Raw genomic sequence first — 23,376 nt, forward strand, 5'->3', positions numbered from 1 at the left:
CACAAACGGCTACACCACTTCACGGGACTTGACCTATATCACCGCACGTGGACCCTACGGTGGCAGCTATATCCGTTTAGGCGAAAGCGAACATCGCCTTACCGCGTATGAAGTGGATCGATTGCGCGAGGAAAGCCACCAACCACGCTGGGATCGCACTCCCGTCGAAGAAGCACGCTTAACCGACTTAGATGAAAATATTCTTCGGTCCTACCTTCAGCAACAACGCAATTCACGTCCGAAGACCTTTAAGGACGGGGAAGACATCGCGCTCCGACGGCTTCAAGTGCTCCAAGGCGACTCCCCTACCTTCGCAGCACTGTTAGCAATGGGCGACTTTCCTCAAGAATTCTATCCACGACTGACAGTCACTTTCGCCCTCTATCCAGGTGCCGAAAAAGGCGAGGTAGGAGAAGGAATTCGACTGCTGGATAGTGCGCGACTTAGAGGCCCTATCCCCGAGCTGGTAGACGAAGGTGTCCGCCTAGTTGAGAAAAATATGCGAACTGCTGGTCTTATAGAAGGAGTTTTCCGCCGAGATTTACCGGACTATCCTCAAATCGCAGTTCGCGAGGCACTCGTCAACGCACTTATGCATCGCGATTATTCCCCGACTGCACTCGGCACACCAGTACAGATCGACATGTTCGTGGACAGGCTAGTCATATCTAATCCTGGCGGACTTTACGGCGGTGTTACTAAGGAGAATTTGGGAACCCCTGGTGCGTCTTCTACGAGAAACCAACAGCTAGCAACTTTTTGGAAGACCTTCATTTCGATGACGGGGGTCTCGTCGCTGAAAATAGAGGTACGGGTATCGCGACGATGACACGAGCGACCGCTGATGCGCTTATGCCGCCTCCTGTTTTCAGTAATCCTCTCACGCATTTCTCTGTGACTTTTCATAAGAGGAAAGTCGCTGCTGAAGAAACTCATGAAACGGCTTACCAACAGGTTCTCCGACTTTTCGATGAACAACATTCCTGGTCAAGCACTGAACTAAGAAATGCAACGGGGAGAAGCCGCAGCGCAATCCAGTTGGCTTTGAATCAGCTGATGGAAGAAGGGCGAGTTGAACGCACTGAGCCTTCTCGAAGCCCGAAACAGCGGTACCGGCTTACGAAGTAGAGCTTCCCAATCAACTTCCCAACTACTTACCAACATGGGAAGTTAGTGGGAAGTTGGCTGCCCACTAGACTTCGGGTCTATGAAAGGCATCATTCTGGCGGGCGGATCGGGTACGCGGCTGTACCCGATTACACAGGGCATCTCGAAGCAGTTGATGCCGATTTACGACAAGCCGATGATCTACTACCCGCTCTCCACGCTGATCAGCGCGGGCATTCGGGAGATTCTGATCATTACGACGCCGGAGGATCGCGCGAATTTCGAGCGTTTGCTTGGCGACGGCTCCCACCTCGGCATCATGCTCCACTACGCCGAACAGCCGAAGCCGGAAGGCCTCGCCCAAGCGTTTCTGATCGGCGAAGATTTCATTGGCGACGACGCCGTCGCCCTGGTGCTTGGCGACAACATCTTCGACGGCGCCGGCATCCTGGAAGCACTCGGCCAGGTACGTGAGATTGAGGGCGGGGCGATCTTCGCCTACGAGGTGGCGGACCCGCAGCGCTACGGCGTGGTGGATTTCGACGCGGACGGCACCGCCCTGTCCATCGAGGAGAAACCGCAACAACCGAAGTCGAACTTCGCGGTCGTGGGGTTGTATTTCTACGACAACGACGTGGTGGAGATCGCCAAGAACATCACTCCCTCGGCGCGCGGCGAGTTGGAAATCACCTCGGTCAACGAGGCCTACCTCAAGCGCGGCGACCTGAAGGTGCACCGCCTGCACCGCGGGGATGTGTGGCTGGATACCGGCACGATCGATTCGATGAGCGAGGCCAGCTCCTACGTCGAAGTGCTGCAAAAACGCACCGGCACCGTCATCGGTTCGCCGGAGGTCGCCGCCTACCGTGAAGGCTTCATCGACGCCGCCCAGCTGCGCGCGCTCGGCGAGGCCGTGCTCAAATCCGGCTACGGCCGCTACCTTATCGACGCCGCCGAGGAGGCCTAATGCCCACCCTTTCCGCCCTCATGAGCGTCTACCACGCCACCGACGCTGACGAACTCGAACTCACGCTGAACTCCCTCGACGCCCAGACGCGCCCCGCCGACGAGGTTGTGGTGGTCTTTGACGGGGAGGTGTCTGGGGCGGTGCGTGGGGTCGTCGCAAAGCATGGCGCTCGCGTGGTCGAGCTACCCGAAAACGTCGGCCTAGGCCGGGCGCTCAACGCAGGCTTAGCGACGATCAACGCCACCTACACCGCACGCATCGACTCCGACGACGCCGCCAAACCGGAGCGCTTCGCCAAACAGCTCGCGTACCTGGAGGCGCACCCGGACGTGGCCGCACTCGGCAGCGCCATGGAAGAGTTCGAACACACCCCCGGCGACCGCGGCACCATCCGCGCACTGCCGCGGGATCCGAACGCGTACGTGAAAATCAACTCCCCGCTCAACCACCCCGCGGTCACCTTCCGCACCGACGCCGTCAACGCCGTCGGCGGCTACCAGCACGTGCCGTTCATGGAGGACTACGACCTGTGGGCGCGCCTCATCGCCGCCGGACACACCCTGGCCAACCTCGACGAGCCACTGACCTACTTCCGCGTCACCGACGACCAGCTGCGACGCCGCGCCAGCGCCGACACCCGACGCGCCGAGCGCACCATGCAGGCCAACCTCGTCGAATACGGGCTGATCTCGCGGCCACGCGCGCTGGCGAACCTCGCCGTGCGCAACCTGTACCGCGCCCTGCCCATCGGGCTAACTAAGCGCGTCTACTCCGTGCTCTTCCACCGCGGCGAGTAACCTCTTTAAGCGACATGACCGGATTTTCAGACACTTGGCTGATCGTGCCTTGTTACAACGAGGGCACGGTCATTTTCGACGTGCTCAGCCACGCCCGCGAAACCTTCCCCAATATCGTCGCCGTCAACGACGGATCCCACGACAACTCCGCCGAACAAATCCGCGCCGCCGGCGCCCACCTGGTCAACCACCCGGTGAACCTCGGCCAAGGTGCAGCGATCCAGACCGGCGTGGAGTACGCCCGTGCGCAGCCCGGCGCGAAGTACTTTGTCACCTTCGACGCCGACGGCCAGCACCAGGTCAAGGACGTGGCGCGCATGGTTGAGCGGTTGCGGACGGAGCCGCTGGATATTGTCGTCGGTACGCGGTTTGCGGGCCAAGACAACTCGCAGGTGCCGTGGATTAAGCGCGTCGTGCTGAAAACGGTGGTGATGCTGTCGCCGCGCACCCGCAAACTCGGCCTGACGGATGCGCACAACGGGCTGCGCGCGTTTAACAAGAAGGTCGCCGACGAGATGAACATCCGCATGAATGGGATGTCGCACGCTTCGGAGATCGTCACCATGATCGAGAAGTTCGGCTGGCGCGTCGACGAGGAGCCGGTGGATATTCTCTACACCGAATACTCCATGTCCAAGGGGCAATCGTTGATCAACGGGGTGAACATCCTCGCGGATGGGCTCGTGGCGAGGAGGCTGCCATGATTCAGGCGTTGTTGCTGCTGGCCATTGTGGCGCTGGCGTGGTTCTTCTTCGCTAACCGCCGCAAGGCGAACGCGAAGGCGTGGGTGAAGTTGGGCTTCGTGCTGATGATCCTCGCCGCCGTGTGGGCGATCGTCCGCCCCGATGACGTGACCGTGCTGGCCAACTGGCTCGGCGTGGACCGCGGCACGGACCTCATGCTTTATCTGCTGGTCATCGCATTTTTCTTTACGACGATCTCCACCTGGACCCGCTTCCGCGAACAGGAACTGCGCTACGCGCGCCTCGCCCGAGCGGTAGCGCTGCAGAACGCCGAGGCGCCCGAACGCGATTAGAACCCGCGGCGGATCCACTCCTCCAGGTGCGGGGCTTCGTCGCCAATCGTGGTGTGATCACCGTGGCCGGTGCGCACAACCGTCTCCGGCGGCAGTTCCAAAACGGACTTCTGCAGGGAGTGGATGATCGTGTCGAAGGACGAGAACGATCGTCCCGTCGCCCCCGGGCCGCCCTGGAACAAGGTGTCGCCGGAGAACAGTTCGCCGGCTTCCTCGGCGTAGATGACCACGGAGCCCGGCGAGTGGCCGGGGGTGGACATGACGCGTAGTTCGGTGCCGGCGATGTCGAAGGTGGCGCCGTCGAGAAGCGGGCGGTAGTGCGCGCCTGGGTTCTCGCGCTGCCAGAGGAACCCGTCGGTGGGATGCAGGTACACCGGGGCGTTCACGAGGCGGGACAGTTCGGGGGCGGCGTCGATGTGGTCGGAGTGGCCGTGGGTGGCCAGGATGCCCTTCACGCGACGGTTGCCCACCGCATCAGCGATGGCCTGGGCGTTGTGGGCGGCGTCGATGATGTAAACCTCGGAGTCGTCGCCGACGATCCAGACGTTGTTGTCCACCTCCCATTCGCCGCCGTCGAGTTTGAACAGGCCGGATGTGATGACGTTGTCGATACGCATTTAGAACTCCACCACGCTTCGCAGCACGTCGCCGCGCTTCATCTTTTCAAACGATTCCTCGATGTCCCCGGCGCCGATGCGTTCGGAGACGAACTCGCCGAGCGGGAACCGTCCCTGCTTGTACAGCTCAACGTACGTGGGGAAGTCGCGCTCCGGCAGGCAGTCGCCGTACCAGGCCGGCTTGATGGAGCCGCCGCGGGCGTACAGGTCGATCGCGGGGATGTCCACGTGGTCGGTCTGGTTGGGCACGCCGACCATGACCATGCGGCCGGCGAGGTCGCGGGAGTAGAACGCCTGGCGCCAGGTGGGTTGGATGCCTACGGCGTCGATGGCGACGTCGGCGCCGAAGCCGCCGGTGAGTTCGCGCACGGCCTCGATGACGTCGTCTTCGCTCATGTCCTTGGAGCAGATGGCGTGGGTTGCGCCGAACTTCTCGGTCGCGGCATCGCACTTACGCTTATCGACGTCCACCGCCACCACCGTCGACGCCCCCGCCAACGCAGCACCCGCCACGGCCGCAAGACCAACACCACCGAGGCCGAACACGACGACGGACTCGCCACGCTGCACCTCACCGGTGTTCACGGCGGCACCCAGGCCGGCCATGATGCCGCAGCCGAGCAGGCCCGCCGCGGCCGGGTCGGCTTCCGGATCCACCTTGGTGCACTGCTTCTCGTGCACGAGGGTCTTCTCGGCGAAGGAGCCGATGCCTAAGGCTGGGGTGAGCGGGGTGTCGTCGTCAAGCGTCATGCGCTGGGACGCGTTGTGGGTGTTGAAGCAGTTCTTCGTGTCCCCCTTGCGGCAGGCGCGGCACTCGCCGCAGACTGCGCGCCAGTTCAACACCACGAAGTCGCCGGGCTCGACGTGGGTGACATCCGAGCCGACCGTCTCCACGACGCCAGCCGTTTCGTGGCCGAGCAGGAACGGGAACTCGTCTGCAATATCACCGTCGCGGTAGGCAAGGTCCGTGTGGCACACACCGGTGGCCTGAACCTTGACCACAACATCGTTTGGGCCGGGGTCGGGGATCACAATGTCCACAACCTCGACGGGCGCGCCCTTGGAACGGGCGATTACTCCTTGAACAGTCTGTGTCATGCCCTCCCAGACTAGGAGCGGGCGATGATATTTGCCACGTGCTCGTGGCCACGCTGGTTCACGTGGATCGGCAGGTTGCCCGGGCCGCCGTAGAAATCGACCAGGCCAGCCCACATGCGCTGGTTATCCGGGGCGCACATGTTGTTGTTCATCGTGGACGGTTTCAGGTCTAGGAATTCGACGCGGGCGGCGCGAGCGGCGTCGACCTGCATCCACTGGGCGAGGTTCTCCCAACGCTGAACTTCCTGGAAGCGCGTCCAATCGGAGGCATTCGGGGCGATGTGGAACAGGCACACGCGGTCGCCGGCAGTGACCTTCGGGTAGCCGACGATCTGGATGCGCGCGTTCGGGGCGGCGGCGCGGATGCGGTTGATCTGCGGAACCATGTAGCGGGTGAAGTCGCGGCGGATGTCGGCGTCGGGGCGCGAATTGTTGTTGTATGTGTCGTTGAACCCGACGGAGATGATCACGCGTGCGGTTGCTGGCGACAGGCCGCGGTCCGCGATGGCGCGGTCAACCTGCTGGAAGAAGCCCGGCCCCTTCGAAATGGTGACCACGCCGGTGCAGGAGTAGTCACGCGCAGGCAGGCCAAGTTTAGCGGCGGAGCGCTTGCCCCAGTTCGTGGCGGAGGTCGGGCACCAGCTGCCGTTGTCGGAGCGCCCGCGCGGGTCGAGGCCGAGTTTGCCGGCGGCCCACTGGCCCATGTTGGGGTCGGAAATAACGGAGTCGCCGAAGATGACCATGTTGCGCTCCTGCGCGTGGGCGGCCGGGGTCAGTGGGGCGACGAGGGCGGCAGCGGCCACAAAGGCGGCTGCGAGACGTCGGAAAACAGACACGAAAATCCTTTCACGCGAGACACTTACGTATCGGTAGGCTACATTATCCTCATGCGTCCCACCCATCGTCCGCTGTTCTTACTGAAGTCTTTCGCGCGATTCGTGCCCGCCGTTACACGCGCCGGCATCATCAGCGCCGAAGGCGGCCCCCGCGCAGCGCTCGCACTCATCCCGAATCTCGCGCGCTACTGGTTCACCACCGCCCGCGAAATCGAACAAGGCGCCGCAGCAGTGCCCGATCGCCTCGCTCTTATCGACGACACCGGGGCGCTGACCTACCGCCAACTGCGCGAAGACTCCCGCACCGTAGCCAAGTGGCTGCTGGCCCAGAAAGAAGAGCGCGGCCTCGACGAACTACGCATCGGCGTCATGGCCCGCAACGGCCGCGGCATCGTCCTGCCGCTTGGCGCCAAGGGCTACACCGGAGGCCACATCTTCCTACTCAACATCGGCTCCTCCACCGAGCAACTGCGCGGCATCATCGCCGAAAACGACATCAACATCCTCTTCATCGACGACGAGTTCGCCGACCGCATCCCCAACGACATCCCCCACATACCCGTGGTGCGCGCGTATGAGGACGTGGTGGTGAAAGGGGTCGTCGATAAGCGACTGCCCCTCTGGCCCAAACACGGCAACCTCGTCCTGATGAGCTCCGGCACCACCGGCATCCCCAAAGGCATCGTGCGCCCCGAACCACGCCTGCCATTCGTGGTCGCCGGATACCTCGAAGCAATCCCCTGGCGCGCCGGCGACACCATCCAACTCACCGCCTCCATCTTCCACACCTGGGGCTGGTCTGCCCTGCAAGTCGCGCTGGCGACCCGCTCCACCATCGTGACGCAACGCGAATTCGACCCCGAAAACTGCTTCCGCCAAATCGAAGCATTCCGCTGCGACGGCCTCATCTCCTCGCCGATCTTCTTCAAACACATGCTGGACCTCGACGAAAACTACGACACCTCGTCGCTGCGCTACCTCGCCACCGCCGGCAACGCCGTCACCCCGTCGCTACTGCGCAACACCACCGAACGCTTCGGCCCCATCCTGGCCAACATCTACGGCTCCACCGAACTCGCCCTCGCCGCCGCCGCATCCCCCGAACAAATGCAGGCCGACCCCACCACCGTCGGCAAAATTGCGCCAGGCACCGTTCTCAAAATTTACGACGACAACGGCCGCGAAGCCCCCACCGGCCAAACCGGCCGCATCTTCCTCCACAACGAAACCGCACTGCGCGGCTACACCAACCCGAACACCCCCACCGTCGAAATCGACGGGCTCATCGAAATGGGCGACCTCGGCTACATCGACGCCGACGGCTACCTCCACGTGCAATCGCGTAGCGACGACATGATCATCGTCGGCGGCGAAAACGTCCACCCCCAATCCGTGGTGGAAGTCCTCGAAGACATGCCCGGCATCGGCGAGGTCTACGCCCACGGCGTCGACGACGACGACACCTTCAAACGCATCGCCGTCTGGGTCGTCAAAACCGCCGAAATCACCGAGGAAGCCGTCCGCGACTGGGTGCGCTCACGCTTGGCCGATCACTCGATCCCCCGGGACGTGCACTTCGTCGATAAGCTGCCGCGCAACGCCGTCGGCAAAGTCGTACCGCGCTTCCTGCCCGGGCTAGGGCAAAAAAATTGAGCCACCCAGGCTCGCCCCTCTTGTGCCAACCAATGGCTTTCCATTACTGTTCGAAGCGTAGAGATTGCACGTCGTGTGCAACTCCACATTGCCGGAGACCCCGCCTAGTGCGGGGTCTTTGTGCACCTAGGGCCAGACCCTTTGTATCCCGAGCTGTGCAATGTGGGTTAAGCGACAACCCGGCGCGCGGGAAACGAAAAGAAAGCCCAGGTAAAACACCGTTTTACCTGGGCTTTTGGGTGAGCCACCTGCGAGAATCGAACTCGCGACCTTCTCATTACGAGTGAGACGCTCTGCCGACTGAGCTAAGGTGGCCGGGCAGCAATGCTGCACCGGGAAGACAGCTTAACCTAGCGGGCGCAACCTGCGAAACCCGCAGGTTAAGACACGTTGCACGCCAGCCTTATACGGCCAATCATGCCGTTGAACGCCACCGCCGGAGTCACGTTCTGGTCCAGGCGCTCGCGGCACTGCCCGATCGCCTCGAGGCACTCCACGAGCCCCTCCGCCGACACCTGGCCGGCAATCTCACGCGCGAGCCCCTCAAAGTCCGGGTGCGTCAGACCAACCTCGGCGCCCGACTGCACCACCATCGCATCCCGGTACACCCCCGCCAGGTCCACCAACACGAGGTCCAGCATGTCGCGCTTGCGGCGCGTGCCACGACGCTTCTGCTCCTCTTCCAACTGACGCACCGACGACGCCACCGACCGCAGCGCCTTCGCCGCCCCCTTCCCCTTCGCACCCATGCCGAGGGCGTTTTCGAGCTTGGCGCGCTCGGCTTCGTCGTCAGCTTTATGCGCCTCGATGGCCTCCTTCTCCGCCGCCTTCAGCAACGACCCCACCGCCTGAAACGCCTGCGGGCCGTGAAACACCAACTCGGCCAAGTTGATCGCCATCGCGCGACGCTGCTGAATCGCCTCCGAACGCACCAACAACCGCGCCCGGCCAATATGGCGTAGCGACGACACCGCCGCCAGGCGCGCATCATGCTCCGACGCCCCCTCCTCCTCGACGAGAATGCGCACCAACTCATCCTCCGACGGCGACGGCACATACACATGCCGGCAGCGCGAACGCAGTGTCTGCGAAAAGTCCTGCGGATCCGTCGACGGCGCACACATGATGATCACGGTGCGCTCCGGCGGCTCCTCCACCGTCTTCAACAGCGCGTCAGCCGGCGCGGTGGTGATCGACGTGGCCAGGCGGTCCGCGTTTTCGATGATGACAACGCGCCAGGGGGCGACCGTCGGTAAGCGAGCTGCCTTTGCGACGATCTCATCACGCACAAAATCCACCTTGATCGTCGACGTATGCGGCACCACATGCACCAAATCCGTATGCGACCCCGACAACGCATCACGACACCCCTTACACCGCCCACACCCAATCTCGTCCGGGTTCTCACACATCAACGCCGCCGCAAACGCCAACGCCGCATTCGACCGCCCCGAACCCGGAGGGCCCGTAAACAACCACGCATGCGTCATCGCATACGCATCCCCCTGCCCCCTCGCCGTGGCAGCCGCCGACAATATGATGTCGCGCACCGCCGGGGTGCCAGCCAAACGCTCACTAACGCTGCGGGTAGTCACAGGTGACCAGAGTACCCGCGCGCTAAGGTGATAGACCATGGAACGTATCTGGCGCGAGCTGCAGTGGCTTTGGGGCACGTCGTGGCCTCTCTATGCCGCGACGGTGCTGGGCACCAACCTGCTCGGCGCCGTGGGCTGCATGTTGTTCGTGCGCTTCCTCATCCCGATGGATGCCGTCAACGAGTTAGGTCTCAACGGCCAGCTTGGGTTTATCGGGGTGTTGTATGCAGCGATTGCTGTTGCGCTCGGTGTGATCGTCACGTTTTTCCTGTTCCGGCCTGTGTTGGAGTGGCAGCGGCGCCCGGATGATCATGACCCGAACATGGTGCGGCATTTGGTGATGCGTTTGCCGGTGTTGCAGACGATCATCGTTGTTGCGGTGTGGGGGTTGGGCATTGCGATTGTCACGGTGCGCACGTTGCTTGTCGACGTCCCCCTGGGCATCGTCGTCCTCGCCACCACCATCCTGACGTGTTTTGTGGTGTCGGTGCTCACGTATCTGCAGGCGGAGCGTCTCGTGCGTCCGATTGCGGCGTCGGCGCTGGCGCGGCGGTTCGAGGATTCGACGCTCCAGCCGCCGATCGCGTCTCGGTTGATGCTGACGTGGTTCACCACCTCCGCCGTGCCGATGGTCGGGGTGCTGCTGCTGGCTGTGGCGCAGCGCGTCGGCTACTTCCGGGACACCCCGGGTGAGATGACGGCGGCGATCGTGGCGCTGATCGCAGCAGGTATTTTCACGGGGTTTGTGGGGACGTCGTTTGCGACGGTGATCGTCGTTGATCCGATTAAGGAGCTGCAGGTCGCCATCAACCGTGTGCGCCGCGGTGAGGGCGATACGCAGGTGGACATTTACGACGGCTCCGAGATCGGTGTCCTCCAAGCCGGCTTTAACGAGATGATGCGGGGTCTGCAGGACCGCCAGCGTGTTCGCGACGTGTTTGCCAAGTACGTCGGTGCTGAGGTCGCACAGAAGGCGCTTGAGGAGCGCCCGCAGCTCGGCGGCGAGGAACGCCGGGTCGCGGTGCTGTTTATCGACGTCGTCGGCTCCACCACCTACACCGTCCAGCACACCCCGGAGGAGGTCGTGGAGGCGCTCAACGAGTTCTTTGAGGTTGTGGTTGAGGTGGTGCACCGCAACAAGGGCGTGATTAATAAGTTCCAGGGCGATGCGGCGCTTGCGGTGTTCGGAGCGCCAGTTTCGCTTCACGACGCCGCCTCGCACGCCCTCCAAGCCGCCCGCGAAATCCAGCGCGGCCTGGAAGGCTTCGAACTGAAGGCCGGCATCGGTGTCGCCTCTGGGCATGTGGTTGCCGGCCACATCGGTGGCAAGGATCGTTTCGAGTACACCGTGATCGGCGACGCCGTCAACGGCGCCGCCCGCCTCACCGACCTTGCCAAGGACACCCCGGGCATGGTGCTGACCAACGCCGCGACCCTGCGCGCGGCGAACGAGGTTGAGCAGCAGCGCTGGACGCTGATGAAGTCGGTGGAGTTGCGCGGGCGTAACAAGATGACGCAGTTGGCGCGCCCGGTGCGCTCCACCATGGCGGACCGCTCCTAGGGCTTCCCCGGCGCCAGCCCAGCGCGGCCCCAGTGCAGCGCGGCGCGGCAGCAGCCCCGGCCCAGCGCAGCGCGGCAGGACTCCGGCCTGCGGGCGCGCGAACTCGCGCCCGGTCAGTTGTTTCCGAACAGGAGCTGCATGGCTCCGGGGGTGTCGTTCGGCACTTCGTATCCGTTGGGTGACACCCACACTGGGATGCCGTCGCGGATGCATATTCGGCCTCGTCTGACGATCCACGGGTCGTCGTCATTGGTGCCGTTGTGGTAACTGCACAGGGGCACGAGGTTGGCCAGGTTGGTTTCCCCGCCGTGCCGCCAGGCGGTGATGTGGTGGATTTCGCAGTGATCGGCTCCGTGACGGCAGCCGGGTACCGGGCAGGTCGGCGACATCATCGACGCCAACGTGCGCTGCTTGTCGTTAGCAAAGCGCTTCGCCCGGTAGAGGTTCACCGCCCCCTCTGCAGGGTGGAACGCGGCAACCTCCAGGTCGGCGCCGAACTCGCGGGCGAGGAATTCGGCGCCGGTCATGGTGGTGCCGTCGGTAAGAATGAGTTGAACTTCTTCGCCGTGGCCGGACTGGATGCGGGTCCACTCCGGCAGCGGCACCAGGATGATGGGGCGCGGGGCGGCGTAGGGCATACCGACACCAGCAATCCCAGCGCCGGCGCCAACCCCGCCGACACCATCAGCACCCCCAGCACCGCCAGCGCCGCGCAGCAGGCTCACAAGCGCGTCGGCCATTTGCTCGGCGGCGGGCAGCGACGGGTCGATGAGCGAACGCAGCAGGTGCTCCAAATCGGCGATGTCACGCTCGGAGTAGGTCAGCGACATGTTGCGCATCCCGGAGCGTGATTTGGAGAAGCGGCACTGCTTCTTGGGGGTGGGTTTCGGGGCGGTGATGGTGTCGTCGATACGCCGCGACAGCGCTTTGTAGGAGCCCCGGAAGCGCAACAGTTCGAGACGGAGCCGCCAGCGCTCGGCAAGGTCGGCGACGGCGGCAAGTTTGCGCTCAAGCAGGCAGATCTGGTCGAGCGGCATCCCGGCGGCCAAGCGGCGCGCGTCGGCCTGCTTGCGGGTGAACTTCGTCGCGCCGAAGTAGGTGGCGTGCGCCTGCGCCCACTTGCGTTTCAGGGCGGGATCGAGGGCGGCGAAGGCGGGCGCGGACTCGTCGAAACCGGCGAGCACGCTGATGTCGGCGTGCGCCAGGGCCTCGAGAATCTCGCTAAATGTCATGCCATGCACGCTAAGCGCACAGCACAACCCTTGTAAAGGAATTGTCCACTATATTGTGCAATCCCTAGCGCTTGCGAGCTTTGACCACGCGTTTTGTGGTCTGCTTCGGCTTGGTCACGCGCTTGGTTGCCTTCTTCTTTGTCGCCTTTTTCTTGGTGGCTTTCTTGCCGCCGTCTTCGGCTTCACGGGCGCGGCGCGCGGAGAGCAGTTCGTTGGCGCGCTGGTCCGTCATCGTCTCTGGCGTGTCGCCGCGTTGGAGGGACGCGTTGGTTTCGCCGTCGGTGACGTATGGGCCGAAGCGGCCGTCTTTGACGGTCATGGGTTTGCCGGAGACGTCGTTGTCGCCAAGCATCTTCAGTGGTGGCTTGGCGGCGGCGCGTCCGCGGCGTTTCGGTTCGGCGTAGATGCGGCGGGCTTCTTCCAAGGTGATGGAGAAGATCTGGTCCTCGGACGCGAGCGAGCGCGAGTCGCTGCCCTTCTTCAGGTATGGGCCGTAGCGGCCGTTTTGGGCGGTGATGACTTCGCCGTCGGCGGGGTCGACGCCGACTTCGCGCGGCAGCGACAGCAGTTTCAGTGCTTCCTCGAGCGTGACCGTCGCCGGTTCCATCGACGCGAACAGGGAGGCGGTGGCGGGCTTTAGCTGCTCGTCGACCAGCTGCGCCATGCGCTTTTCTTTTTGAGCGGCGGCGGTTTTGGTTTCCCAGTTCTTGGCGCGTTTGCCTTCTTCGGCGCGCTGTTTGTCCTCTTCGGCGCGCTCAGCGGCGATGATTTCTTCGGCGCGGGCTTCGGCGGTGGCGCGTTCGTCGGCACGCACAAGCTCGGTGACGTAAGGCCCGAAGCGCCCTTCCTTTGCGACGACCACACGCCCATTGGCGGGGTTCTCCCCCAGTTCGCGGCCGGACTGCGGGGTGGCGAAGAGCTTCTCGGCCATCTCGAGTGTGATTTCGTCCGGGGTTGCGGATTCGGGCAGGTTGGCGCGCTGGTATTCGGGCTCGCCGTCCTTCTCGCCAACGACGCGCTCGATGTAGGGGCCGTAGCGGCCGACGCGGACGACGACGGGGCGGCCTTCGGCGTCGTCGAAAAGTGTCAGCGAGTTCGCGGCGCGCGCGTCGATGGATTCGAGGTTGTTCTCGATCATGTGCTTCAGCCCGCCGCGGCGTGCGAGGGCTTGCGCCATGGACTCGCGGGCGTCGGCGTCGCCGAAGTAGAAGCCGGTGAGCCACTTGGTGCGGTCTTGGTTGCCGTGGGCGATTTCGTCGAGTTCGTCTTCCATGGAGGAGGTGAAGTCGTAGTCGACGAGTGCGTCGAAGTTGTTTTCCAACAGCCCGACGACGGAGAACGCCACCCAGGACGGCACGAGTGCGTTGCCGCGGACGACGACGTAGCCGCGGTCCTGGATCGTCTTAATGATCGACGCGTAGGTGGACGGGCGGCCGATGCCGAGTTCTTCCATCTTCTTCACCAGCGACGCTTCGTTGTAGCGCGCAGGTGGGTTGGTGGTGTGGCCGTCGGCGGTGACGGACTTGGTGGTCAGTTCGTCGCCCTTGGCCAGTTGCGGCAGGCGGGTTTCGTTGGACTGGCGGTCGGCGTAGGCGCGCAGCCAGCCGGGGAAGGTGACGGTGCGGCCGGTTGCAGTGAACTCGCAAGCCTCACCGGCGGCGTCGGCGGCGATGGTGATCTTGGTGGAGTTGCCGCGTGCGTCTTCCATTTGGGAGGCGACGGTGCGCTGCCAGATCAGTTCGTAGAGCTTGAACTCTTCGGCGTCCAGCGCGCCCGCCAGCTGCCCGGGGGTGGCGAAGCGTTCGCCGGCGGGGCGGATCGCCTCGTGGGCTTCCTGGGAGTTTTTCACCTTGCGGTCGTAGACGCGCGGCTTGGCGGAGACGTAGTCGGCACCGTAGAGCTCGCGTGCTGCGGCGCGTGCAGCGTCGAGGCCCTGCTTGGACAGGGAGGTGGAGTCTGTACGCATGTAGGTGATGTGGCCGTTTTCGTACAGTCGTTGCGCGATGCGCATGGTGCGCGCGGAGGTGAAGTGGAGTTTGCGGCCGGCTTCTTGCTGCAGCGTCGAGGTCATGAACGGCGCGTACGGCTTGCGGGTGTAGGGCTTTTCTTCCACTGCGGTGACGTGCATCGGTGCGGTGCCGAGGTCGTCGACAAGCGAATGCGCTTTTTGCTTATCGACGACCACCGCATCCGACACCAACTCTCCCCGATCATTGAAGTCGCGGCCCTGAGCGATGCGCTTGCCGTCGAGGGAGACGAGCTTGGCGTCAAATTCTTCGGAGGAGTGGGCGAGCGAAGCAACCAAATCCCAGTATTCGGCGGCGATGAACGCCATGCGCTCGCGTTCGCGCTCGACGATGACGCGGGTGGCCACGGATTGGACGCGGCCGGCGGACAGTCGCGGCATGACTTTCTTCCACAGCACGGGGGAAACTTCGTAGCCGTAGAGGCGGTCGAGGATGCGGCGGGTCTCTTGGGCGTCGACAAGATCCATGTCGAGCTCGCGCGTGTTTTCGGCGGCTTCGCGGATGGCAGATTCGGTGATCTCGTTGAACACCATGCGCTCTACCGGCACCTTCGGCTTAAGGGTTTCAAGCAGGTGCCACGCGATCGCTTCGCCTTCGCGGTCCGGGTCTGTTGCCAGCAGGAGTTTGTCGGCCTGCTTGAGCTTGGCGCGCAGGTCGGTGACCTTCTTTTTCTTGTCAGCGGACACGACGTAGATCGGGTCGAAGCCCTTCTCCGGGTTGACGCCGAGTTTTGCCCACGGCTCGTTTTTGTACTTCGCGGGGATGTCGGCGGCGCGGCCCGGCAGGTCACGGATGTGGCCCACCGATGCTTCCACGATGTAATCGTCGCCGAGATACTTCTGTATCTTCTTCGCCTTTGTCGCGGACTCCACGATCACGAGAGTCTTGCCGTTTGCAGTCACGCTGACCTTTCCTCGATTCCCACTAAGCGTATGAGCGGTAAAACTTCCTCATTCTTATCAGACAACTAGCACATGGTTATACGGACGGGGGATTTTCTCGCCCCTGGCATTACACTGCGTTGGTGCCCTGGCGCGGAGTTGTTGGGGTGGAAAGGAGGACGCAGCGTGGTCGATTCGCTCATTGAGTTTTTGCATACGTTGATGGGGTTGCCGATCTTTTACCCACTCGTTGTGTTGCTGATCGTTTCGGATGCGTTGGCGCCGGTGGTGCCGTCTGAAACCGTGTTGAATCTGGCTGGTGCGTTTTCCGCGTCGCGTGGTGTGCCAAATGTGTGGGGTGTGATCTTCGCGGCGATTATCGGCGCGATTGTTGGCGACAATATTTGTTTCGCTCTCGGCGCGAAGTTGATTCACCGGGTGGATAGGTTGGATCCGGATTCGAAGGCTGGCCAGGCGATTACGTGGGTGCGGGCCAACATGAACCGGGGTGCGGGCGCGATGATTATTGTTGCGCGTTTCCTCCCGTGGGCGCGTTGGGTGGCCACGATTGTGCTGGGGTCGGTGCGTTACAACTGGTTTAAGTTCTTCTTTTTCGACACCATCGGCGTGATCCTGTGGGCGTGTTTGAGTGTCGGCATGGGGTATTTGGGTGGCACGCTCCTGCAGCAGTACCCGCTTCTGGGCATGGTGCTGGGTGTGGTGTTGGGTTCCCTTGTGGGGTTTGTGATTCAGAAGCTGCAGAACCAGATCTTCGAGCGTTCTGATATTCGCCGCGGAATTAGTGCGGTGTAGGCATAAAAATTTCCCCCGGGCGGGTGTACCGTCCGGGGGATTCGCGCTGTTTTAGAGGGCGCGAACCTGCTGGGCCTGTGGGCCCTTGGCGCCTTCACCGACCTCGAACTCGACCTGCTGGTTTTCTTCGAGGGTGCGGAAGCCGGAACCCTGAATTTCGGAGTAGTGGACGAAGACGTCGGCGGAGCCGTCGTCGGGTGCGATGAAGCCGAAGCCCTTTTCGGCGTTGAACCATTTAACAGTTCCGGTTGCCATGGTGAAACCTTTCAAAATGTTGCATGTTTTTGTCGTCCACCAGGGCCTGTTTGGTCCTGGTGCCCGCGTGCACAATCCTCGCGAGCACCTGATGAGGCGCACACAAAATCTGTGACCGTTGCCCAGTCTGCCACGATTTGTTGTCGGGGGCACTGCTTTGGCCCGGCTAAAGTGGCTCACCATCATGGTTTCTGGTTTTGGCGATGAGCTCGTTTCGGTGCTTGCGCAGCGTTTCCCTGCTGCGACGGTGACGCATGTGGAGCATGAGCCGGCTCGTCTCGCGGTGTTTGGACAGTGGCCCGAGTGGGTGGAGCCGGGGTTGAAGCAGATGCTTATCGACGACGCCGTCACCCTCCCCTACGCCCACCAAACCCAGTGCGCGGAGTTGGCGTGGGCGGGCCGGGATGTGGTGGTGGCGACGGGGACGTCGTCGGGAAAGTCGTTGGGCTATCAGTTGCCGGTGCTGTCCGCGTTGGCGGCGGATCCGAAGGCGTTCGCGATGTATCTGACGCCGACGAAGGCGTTGGGTTCGGACCAGTTGCAGGCAACGCTTGCCATGACGCGGGGGAATGCGGCGCTGTCGTCGGTACACCCGGCGCCGTATGACGGGGATACGCCGCAGGAGTCGCGGACGGGTATCCGGGAGCACACCCGCTACGTGTTTACGAACCCGGACATGCTGCACGCAAGCCTTTTGGGGGCGCATGAGCGTTGGGCGAGGCTGCTGCGCCATTTGAAGTATGTGGTGGTGGACGAGTGCCACACCTACCGGGGTGTGTTCGGGGCGAACGTGTCGTTGGTGTTGCGCAGGTTGCTGCGTATTGCGAAGGCGTACGGGTCTGAGCCGACGCTGATTTTCGCCTCGGCGACCGCGGCGGATCCTGCGGGCCAGGCGTCGCGGTTGTGCGGGCGCGACGTGGTGGCGGTGACGGAGGATGCAGCACCCACTGGCGAGCGCACCATCGCGTTGTGGGAGCCGGGGTTCATCGAGGGCGCCGAGGGCGAAAACGGCGCGCCGGTCCGGTACCCGGCGACGACGGAGGCGGCGTCGATCATGTCGACGTTGCTGCTGCAGGGTGCGCGCACGTTGACGTTTGTGCGCTCGCGCCGCGCCGCGGAGACGGTGGCCATGCGGGCCCAGGAGGATCTGGTGGTGGCGGGCCGGGCCGATTTCGCCGAACGCGTCGCCTCCTACCGCGCCGGCTACCTCGCGGAGGATCGCCGCGCCCTCGAGCAGCGTCTGGATAACGGCGATCTGCTTGGCGTGGCCACGACGAACGCGCTTGAGCTTGGCATCGACGTCGGGGGCCTGGACGCGGTGGTCATGGCGGGGTTTCCGGGCACGGTGGCGTCGTTTCGCCAGCAGGCCGGGCGCGCGGGCCGGCGCGGCCAGGGCTCCGTGGTGGTGATGGTGGCGCGCGACGAGCCGATGGATACGTACCTGGTCCACCACCCCGAGGCGCTGCTTGGCCGGCCGGTGGAAAATAGCGTGTTCAACCCGGCCAACCCCTACATCCTGCGCGGGCACATGTACTGCGCAGCGGTGGAGCGTCCGCTTAGCGACGACGACGTCGCCGCCTTCAACGCCACCGACGTGGTCAACGACCTGACCGCCGAGGGGTTGCTGCGCCGCCGTCCGCAGGGCTGGTTTGCGGTACCGCAGTTGGAGGGGGAGGTGACGCCGGAGACGGCGCATGCGTCGGTAAGCATTCGCGGAGGCGTGGGTGAGGAAGTCATGATCGTCGATGTGACCGACGGGCGGCTGTTGGGCACCGTAGATGCGGGGCGTGCGATGAGCCAGGTGCACGACGGCGCGGTGTACATCCACCAGGGCGAATACTTTGTGGTGCAGTCGCTAGACCTGGACGATTACGTGGCGTTGGTGGCGCCGGAGCGGCCGGATTACTCCACGCAGGCGCGCTCCACGACCGACATCACGATCCTTGGCGAGCCGACAGATCTGGAAAACCCTTCGCCGGGACTGTGGGTGGCCAGTGTGGACGTGGAGGTCATCGACCGTGTCACCGGCTATGTCGTCCGGCTTGCCGACGGCACCGTCTCCGAACACATCCCCCTCGACCTGCCCGAGCAGCGCCTAGTCACCCGCGCGGTGGCGTACACGATCGACCCGATGGTGCTGGACAAACTGGGTATTACGGCTGGCGAGATCCCCGGCGCGCTGCACGCTGCGGAACACGCCGCGATCGGCCTGCTGCCGCTGTTGGCCACGTGCGACCGGTGGGACATCGGCGGCGTGTCCACGGCGTTGCACCAGGACACGATGCTGCCCACGGTGTTTGTCTACGACGGCCACCCCGGCGGCGCAGGCTTTGCCGACGAGGGCTTTGCCCGCTTCCACGAGTGGATCGCCGCGACCTACGAAACGGTGCGGTCCTGCGGCTGTAAGGACGGCTGCCCGTCCTGCGTGCAGTCGCCGAAGTGCGGCAACGGCAACCAGCCACTGGATAAGCACGCCGCACTGAAGTTGCTCGGCGCGCTGGTGAGCATGACTGGCTGACCGGCTAGCCATTACGGCCCGGCGCGGGCGGTCGCTTCGGCGTGGCGCAGCCGCACGGCCACGATGACGTCGCCTTCGACGAACTCGCACGAGGTGACCTCAGCGCCGTTGTGGTTGGCGGTGGCGTTGCCCCAGGTGCAGGCATCGGCGCCACGGTACAGCGCGGTGGCTGCGGCGACGGCGGAAAGGTCCGCGGCCACGCGAGCGCGGTGTGCGTCGGCGGTGCGGGCCCCGGTGACCACCACCGCAAGGGCCAAGGAGACCACTGCGGTGATGATGCCTGTGGTGGTGACGGTGGCGGAGCCGGTGTCGTCGATAAGCAATCTGCGCATTAGAACTCCACGGGGAAGACCGCGGTGGCGCGCATGGTGCCAATCGGGGCGGGTACGGCGGCGGTAACGGTGGCCAGGCCTGCGGACTCGTGCATGCTCACCTCGCCGCGCGGCGGGGTGTAATCCACGCCCATCGCGTGCGCCCGGGCGGCGGCACCGGCAATGTCCACGGCAGCGATGTAGGCGGACATCGTGGCAATGCCACCCACGATCGCAGCCGTAACCACCACGAGCGTGGCCAGCGAAAGCGCCGTTTCAATCGTGGTCATCAGCCCGGCGTGTTGGTCAGCGCGCTGGTGATCACATTTTCGATCGCGGAAACGACCCCGTCGCCGTTGACCACGAGATACAATACTCCAGCAAGGGCGGCAGCCGCCAACGAACCGAAAGCATATTCGATGGTCGACATTCCGGCGTCGTTACGCAAACGCTGGATGAAGAAGGTGGAAATGCGAGTCATGATTGTTCCTTTCAGAAGTTGATGAGGTTGCTCCCGAGGCTGATCACCACAGGCGCGAGCCCGAGGACGAAAAACGCCGGGAGGAAAAACGCGGTGAGCGGGATGGCGATGAGTACGCCGGCGCGTTCCGCTTTGGCTTTGGCATGGTCGGCGGCGTCGGCACGCAGGTTTGAGGCGATACGTTCGCACCCTTGCGCCAGCGCCGCGCCGGACGCGTGCGTCATTGCGACGAGGCTGGCCAGGTCCTCCCCGCCGGGAATGGCGTGGAGTTCCGACCAGGCGCGCTCCGGTTCAACCCCGAGTGCGAGCAGCGCTGCGACGGTGTGCCACGGGCTGCGGTCACCGTCGTGAGTTTCGGCAACCGCGGCGGCTGCGGCACTGACCGGCAGGCCGGCCTCGAAGCAGGCGGCGAACAGGGTGATGTCGGCGGCACAGCGGTCCGGCAGCGCGTAGTCGGGTCCGTCGCGCGGGGTCTTCGGCGTGGGCGGCACCTGGCGGGTGACGCGCCGGGCGGGCTGCGTGGGGCTGACGGCGAGCGCGGTGGCGATGAGCAGGGCTGCGGCGATCATGTGGTGGCTCCTTGGATGATGTGCTGGGAAACGATCACACCGGCGCACACCAGCGCAGTGCCGACGGTGAGCAGCACCCCGCCGAGGCCTCCCCCTGTGAGCAGCGCGAGCGGGTTCGCCCCCATCGCCGCGCCCATGAGCAGGCCGGCGAACGGCAGCAGGGCGAGCACAACCGCGGTGGTTTTGGGCCCGGCGAGTGCGGCGTTGGTGGCGGCGCGGTGGCGTCGGGTGTGGTCGATGTCGTCGCGCGCGGCGGCAACCAGGCGCGACAGCGGCACTCCCCTGCTGGCCGACAGTGCGAACAGCGGGGTGATGCGGGCGAACTCGTCCGTCTCGGCCGCAAGTGGTGCGCCGGTGGTGACGTGGTGGATGAGGTGTGCGACGTCGCGGGCGATCTCGCGCGGTGCGTGTTCGGCGGCGCGCTCTAACGCGGCGTGCAGTGGCGCGCCGGCTTCGACGTTGGTGCCAAGGTGACCGAGGAAGGTGGCGACCGCTTCCGTGCGCTTGGAGGCGGCCCGGGCGCGCCGTTGGGTATCTGCGACCCACACCACCGTCGCCGCACCCATCGCTAGCGCGATGACCAGGCTGGCCCGGTCAAACGCTAAGGCGGCGAGCACCACGGCACCGATGCCCAGCGGGATGGCAATGCGGGGAGGAACAGCCAACGAGCGCGGCGCGATGCGAGCGCCAGGAGCAGGTGGCGGGCAGGCAGCGGCGCCGGCGAGGAGCAACAGCGTGGTCATGACAGCAGCTCCTCGTAACCTTCGGCGGGGCCGGTGTCGGCGTCCCACACCACCTTGGCGCGCACGGGTTGGCCTTCGAGCACCCCGATCTGGTGGAGGCGGCGTGTGCCGTCGGGGTGGCGTTTGACCACGATGACCACGTCGATGGCGGCGGCGAGTTGGGCGTGCAGCCCGGCGCGATCCAGCCCGCCGAGTGCGGCAAGTGCTTCGAAGCGGGCGGGGACCTCGGCGATCGAGTTGGCGTGCAGGGTGCCGGCGCCGCCGTCGTGGCCGGTGTTCAGTGCTGCGAGCAGGTCGACGACTTCGGCGCCGCGGATCTCGCCAACCACGACGCGGTCGGGTCGCATGCGCAGCGACTGACGCACCAGGTCCGCGATGGTGATCTCGCCGGCGCCCTCGGAGTTCGCGCCGCGGGTGGTCAGGTTGACCACGTGCGGATGGTCGGGGGTGAGTTCCAGGGTGTCTTCGATGGCGACGATGCGCTCAGCCGGGTCGACCTCCGCGAGCAGGGCGGATAGCAGCGTGGTTTTGCCGGATCCGGTGCCGCCGACGACCACGAACGCTTTTCGCTTTGCGACGACCCCACGTAGCACCTCCGCAACCTCCCCACCCAGCGCTCCGCGCGCTACCAGGTCGTCGAGGGTGGCCGAGGCGGTGTGTAGCACGCGCAGGGAGATGCAGGTGCCGGCCTGGGCGGTTGGGGCGAGCACGGCGTGGAAGCGTAGGAGGGTGCCGTCGTCGCGGGTGATGTGGCCGTCGCAAAACGGTTGCGCGTCGTCGAGGCGGCGCCCGCAGCTGGCGGCCAGGCGGGAGGCGAGGCGGCGCACGGCGGCTTCGGATTCGAAGCGCACCGCGGAGCGTTCCAGGCCCGCGCCCGAGTCGACGTAGACGCAGTTGGGGCCGTTGACGCAGATGTCGGTGACGGTGTCGTCGGCAAGCAGTGCTTCGAGGGGGCCGGTGCCGGTGGTGTCGTCGCGAAGTGTGCGCATCACGTCCAGCACGCCGATGTCGCTGATCACCACGGCTTCTTCGCGGATCAGGGCTGCGATGCGGGCGGGGTCCGGGGTGGTGGGTTCGTCGGCGAGGCGGCGCTTGACGCGGGCGATGAGGTCGCGGTCGATCATTTAGGCCACCTCCTCGAGCACCGCGTTGGCGCAGGCGGCTAGCGAACGGGGCACACGCGCGGGCAGGCCGGACTTCTCCACCGTGCGAGTCAGCCCGCGCACGTGTGGCAGGTGGGTGAGTACGGTGGCGCCGGTGGTGTGCGCGATCTCCTCGTCGGTCAGCGCGGCCCAGGCACTATCGCGCACAACCACCACACACGGCAGGCCGGCGGCGGCGCACTCGGCGACGATGCGGGTCGCGGCGGCAACTGAGCGCACCTCGGGCACGACCACCACGACGACCAGGTCGCTGCGGCCGGGAATCAGCGCGGCGGGTGCGTCTACGACCGTCACCCCTGCCCCACCGACGGCGCCGGCGACGTGTTCCAACGCCGCCGCCTCCAGCCGGAACGGGTCCGCCACGCGCTGGCGCGGAAAGGTCAGCACCGCGATGTCGTCGGCGGTGGCGGGCAGCGCGCGGCGCACGTCGGTGCGCGCCACGGTGCCTTCGCCGAAGTCGATCTCGCCCCAGCGCGCGCCGGGGACGTGCTCGATGCCAAGCAGCAGGTCGAGTCCGCCGGAGAGCCAGTGCCCGTCGAGAAGCGTTGCCGAATCACCCCGTGCGGCGCCCCGGCATAGTGCGGCTGCCAGGGTGGACGCCCCTGCCCCACCGGATGCGCCCACGACGGTGATCACCTTCCCGCGCGCCGCCACCGCCGCGGGTTGCACGGCAAGGGCGCCAATGGCGCGCAGGAGGTCCGCGGCCTCGGCGGGCAGGACGAAGACCCGCTCGGCTGAATCGACCAGCTCCCCACCGACGCGGAAGACGTTCGCTGCGTGGGGTGGGGAAAGGTCGGGGGCGCGGGTGTCGTCGATAAGCACGGCGAATGCTTTGGGCGCGTGGCGGGCGAGCTCGGCCGCATCGGCGGTGTCGATGACCTGGCGGCCGGTCGCGGCGGCGAGGTGCACGGCCTCGGAGTGGGTGGCGAGGTCGGCGACCGCGACCACGATCGGGCCGGTGTGTGGGTGTGTGCGTGTCATGCCAATAGTGTTTTTCACCAGCGCAAATGTGGCAACCACCCTGTGGACAACCCGCAATCTAAGTGACACTTCAACAAAAAGCCTGTGGACAATTCGCCCCAAATGTTCACTTCTTTCACAGCGGGCCTACACTGC

Annotated in this window: 23 protein-coding genes and 1 tRNA gene; 9 read left to right on the forward strand and 15 right to left on the reverse strand. The window is 64.8% G+C overall.

The features are described 5' to 3' along the window. The 5 genes from HMPREF3120_RS11845 to HMPREF3120_RS09965 all read left to right on the forward strand — a co-directional run. A partial coding sequence (locus tag HMPREF3120_RS11845) for an ATP-binding protein (RefSeq protein ID WP_305764020.1) occupies positions 1 to 829 on the forward strand: 829 nt, incomplete at its 5' end. A 378-nt stretch (positions 830 to 1,207) separates the two neighbouring features. Further along, positions 1,208 to 2,074: a glucose-1-phosphate thymidylyltransferase RfbA gene (gene rfbA / locus HMPREF3120_RS09950; RefSeq protein ID WP_070452935.1), complete on the forward strand. Its 867-nt coding sequence runs from the start codon at positions 1,208 to 1,210 to the stop codon at positions 2,072 to 2,074. Then, positions 2,074 to 2,871, forward strand: coding sequence for a glycosyltransferase (locus HMPREF3120_RS09955; RefSeq protein ID WP_070452938.1), 798 nt, complete (start codon positions 2,074 to 2,076; stop codon positions 2,869 to 2,871). Before rfbA ends, HMPREF3120_RS09955 begins: the two co-directional genes overlap by 1 nt. Positions 2,872 to 2,885: 14 nt before the next feature. Beyond that, complete coding sequence (locus HMPREF3120_RS09960) at positions 2,886 to 3,575, forward strand: glycosyltransferase family 2 protein (protein ID WP_070452942.1); 690 nt, start codon at positions 2,886 to 2,888, stop codon at positions 3,573 to 3,575. Continuing rightward, positions 3,572 to 3,907, forward strand: a complete 336-nt coding sequence (locus tag HMPREF3120_RS09965) for a DUF2304 domain-containing protein (protein ID WP_070452944.1) — start codon at positions 3,572 to 3,574, stop codon at positions 3,905 to 3,907. The genes HMPREF3120_RS09960 and HMPREF3120_RS09965 overlap by 4 nt, the downstream gene beginning before the upstream one ends. Here the strand turns inward: HMPREF3120_RS09965 and HMPREF3120_RS09970 are convergent. From HMPREF3120_RS09970 to HMPREF3120_RS09980, 3 genes are read right to left on the reverse strand one after another with little or no spacing between them, the layout of a single operon-like run. Beyond that, positions 3,904 to 4,524: an MBL fold metallo-hydrolase gene (locus HMPREF3120_RS09970; RefSeq protein WP_070452951.1), complete on the reverse strand. Its 621-nt coding sequence runs from the start codon at positions 4,522 to 4,524 to the stop codon at positions 3,904 to 3,906. The two genes, HMPREF3120_RS09965 and HMPREF3120_RS09970, sit on opposite strands and share 4 nt — an antisense overlap. After that, positions 4,525 to 5,622, reverse strand: a complete 1,098-nt coding sequence (locus tag HMPREF3120_RS09975) for an S-(hydroxymethyl)mycothiol dehydrogenase (protein WP_070452953.1) — start codon at positions 5,620 to 5,622, stop codon at positions 4,525 to 4,527. 11 nt (positions 5,623 to 5,633) lie between these two features. Further along, positions 5,634 to 6,458, reverse strand: a complete 825-nt coding sequence (locus tag HMPREF3120_RS09980) for a GDSL-type esterase/lipase family protein (RefSeq protein WP_070452955.1) — start codon at positions 6,456 to 6,458, stop codon at positions 5,634 to 5,636. Positions 6,459 to 6,509: 51 nt separating this feature from the next. On the opposite strand from HMPREF3120_RS09980, the gene HMPREF3120_RS09985 reads away from it, so the two are divergent. Further along, a complete protein-coding gene (locus tag HMPREF3120_RS09985) occupies positions 6,510 to 8,111 on the forward strand; it encodes an AMP-binding protein (RefSeq protein ID WP_070452958.1) in 1,602 nt (533 codons plus the stop codon). Positions 8,112 to 8,353: 242 nt separating this feature from the next. Here HMPREF3120_RS09985 and HMPREF3120_RS09990 read toward each other — a convergent pair. Together HMPREF3120_RS09990 and HMPREF3120_RS09995 are read right to left on the reverse strand one after the other, a co-directional pair. Beyond that, positions 8,354 to 8,426: transfer RNA gene (locus HMPREF3120_RS09990), tRNA-Thr, on the reverse strand. Between the two features lie 65 nt (positions 8,427 to 8,491). Beyond that, entirely contained in the window at positions 8,492 to 9,706 is a 1,215-nt protein-coding gene (locus HMPREF3120_RS09995) for a DNA polymerase III subunit delta' (protein WP_070614365.1), read from the reverse strand. 37 nt (positions 9,707 to 9,743) lie between these two features. Here HMPREF3120_RS09995 and HMPREF3120_RS10000 point away from each other — a divergent pair, with 37 nt between their 5' ends. After that, positions 9,744 to 11,267 carry an adenylate/guanylate cyclase domain-containing protein gene (locus HMPREF3120_RS10000; protein ID WP_070452965.1) on the forward strand — a complete coding sequence of 508 codons (1,524 nt, stop codon included), beginning with the start codon at positions 9,744 to 9,746 and terminating at the stop codon, positions 11,265 to 11,267. A 113-nt stretch (positions 11,268 to 11,380) separates the two neighbouring features. Here HMPREF3120_RS10000 and HMPREF3120_RS10005 read toward each other — a convergent pair whose 3' ends face one another. Both HMPREF3120_RS10005 and topA read right to left on the reverse strand, forming a co-directional pair. After that, entirely contained in the window at positions 11,381 to 12,499 is a 1,119-nt protein-coding gene (locus HMPREF3120_RS10005) for an HNH endonuclease signature motif containing protein (protein WP_070452968.1), read from the reverse strand. 64 nt (positions 12,500 to 12,563) lie between these two features. Further along, a complete protein-coding gene (topA, locus tag HMPREF3120_RS10010) occupies positions 12,564 to 15,428 on the reverse strand; it encodes a type I DNA topoisomerase (protein WP_070452971.1) in 2,865 nt (954 codons plus the stop codon). Positions 15,429 to 15,593: 165 nt separating this feature from the next. Between topA and HMPREF3120_RS10015 the strand changes: the two genes are divergently transcribed. Beyond that, entirely contained in the window at positions 15,594 to 16,220 is a 627-nt protein-coding gene (locus HMPREF3120_RS10015; protein WP_070452974.1) for a DedA family protein, read from the forward strand. A gap of 51 nt (positions 16,221 to 16,271) precedes the next feature. Here HMPREF3120_RS10015 and HMPREF3120_RS10020 read toward each other — a convergent pair whose 3' ends face one another. After that, complete coding sequence (locus tag HMPREF3120_RS10020) at positions 16,272 to 16,475, reverse strand: cold-shock protein (protein ID WP_070421537.1); 204 nt, start codon at positions 16,473 to 16,475, stop codon at positions 16,272 to 16,274. 184 nt (positions 16,476 to 16,659) lie between these two features. Between HMPREF3120_RS10020 and HMPREF3120_RS10025 the strand changes: the two genes are divergently transcribed. Further along, complete coding sequence (locus HMPREF3120_RS10025) at positions 16,660 to 18,993, forward strand: DEAD/DEAH box helicase (protein WP_070452977.1); 2,334 nt, start codon at positions 16,660 to 16,662, stop codon at positions 18,991 to 18,993. A gap of 11 nt (positions 18,994 to 19,004) precedes the next feature. On the opposite strand, the gene HMPREF3120_RS10030 is transcribed toward HMPREF3120_RS10025, so the two are convergent. From HMPREF3120_RS10030 to ssd, 7 genes are read right to left on the reverse strand one after another with little or no spacing between them, the layout of a single operon-like run. Further along, positions 19,005 to 19,325 carry an Rv3654c family TadE-like protein gene (locus HMPREF3120_RS10030; RefSeq protein ID WP_070421539.1) on the reverse strand — a complete coding sequence of 107 codons (321 nt, stop codon included), beginning with the start codon at positions 19,323 to 19,325 and terminating at the stop codon, positions 19,005 to 19,007. Beyond that, the gene (locus HMPREF3120_RS10035; protein ID WP_070452979.1) at positions 19,325 to 19,594 is read right to left on the reverse strand and encodes a hypothetical protein; all 270 of its coding nucleotides are present in this window, start codon (positions 19,592 to 19,594) and stop codon (positions 19,325 to 19,327) included. Before HMPREF3120_RS10035 ends, HMPREF3120_RS10030 begins: the two co-directional genes overlap by 1 nt. Beyond that, positions 19,594 to 19,785 (reverse strand): DUF4244 domain-containing protein, encoded by a 192-nt coding sequence (locus tag HMPREF3120_RS10040; protein ID WP_070421541.1) that lies wholly within the window; start codon positions 19,783 to 19,785, stop codon positions 19,594 to 19,596. Before HMPREF3120_RS10040 ends, HMPREF3120_RS10035 begins: the two co-directional genes overlap by 1 nt. A gap of 11 nt (positions 19,786 to 19,796) precedes the next feature. After that, on the reverse strand, positions 19,797 to 20,354 hold the full coding sequence (locus HMPREF3120_RS10045) for a type II secretion system F family protein (RefSeq protein WP_070452982.1): 558 nt from the start codon (positions 20,352 to 20,354) through the stop codon (positions 19,797 to 19,799). Continuing rightward, entirely contained in the window at positions 20,351 to 21,097 is a 747-nt protein-coding gene (locus HMPREF3120_RS10050) for a type II secretion system F family protein (RefSeq protein ID WP_083284884.1), read from the reverse strand. The genes HMPREF3120_RS10045 and HMPREF3120_RS10050 overlap by 4 nt, the downstream gene beginning before the upstream one ends. Beyond that, positions 21,094 to 22,221 (reverse strand): TadA family conjugal transfer-associated ATPase, encoded by a 1,128-nt coding sequence (locus tag HMPREF3120_RS10055; RefSeq protein ID WP_070452985.1) that lies wholly within the window; start codon positions 22,219 to 22,221, stop codon positions 21,094 to 21,096. Before HMPREF3120_RS10055 ends, HMPREF3120_RS10050 begins: the two co-directional genes overlap by 4 nt. Continuing rightward, complete coding sequence (ssd, locus tag HMPREF3120_RS10060; RefSeq protein WP_070453017.1) at positions 22,222 to 23,241, reverse strand: septum site-determining protein Ssd; 1,020 nt, start codon at positions 23,239 to 23,241, stop codon at positions 22,222 to 22,224. Between the last annotated feature and the right edge of the window lie 135 nt (positions 23,242 to 23,376).

This window comes from Corynebacterium sp. HMSC11D10, from assembly GCF_001806995.1.
Lineage (GTDB): Bacteria > Actinomycetota > Actinomycetes > Mycobacteriales > Mycobacteriaceae > Corynebacterium > Corynebacterium coyleae.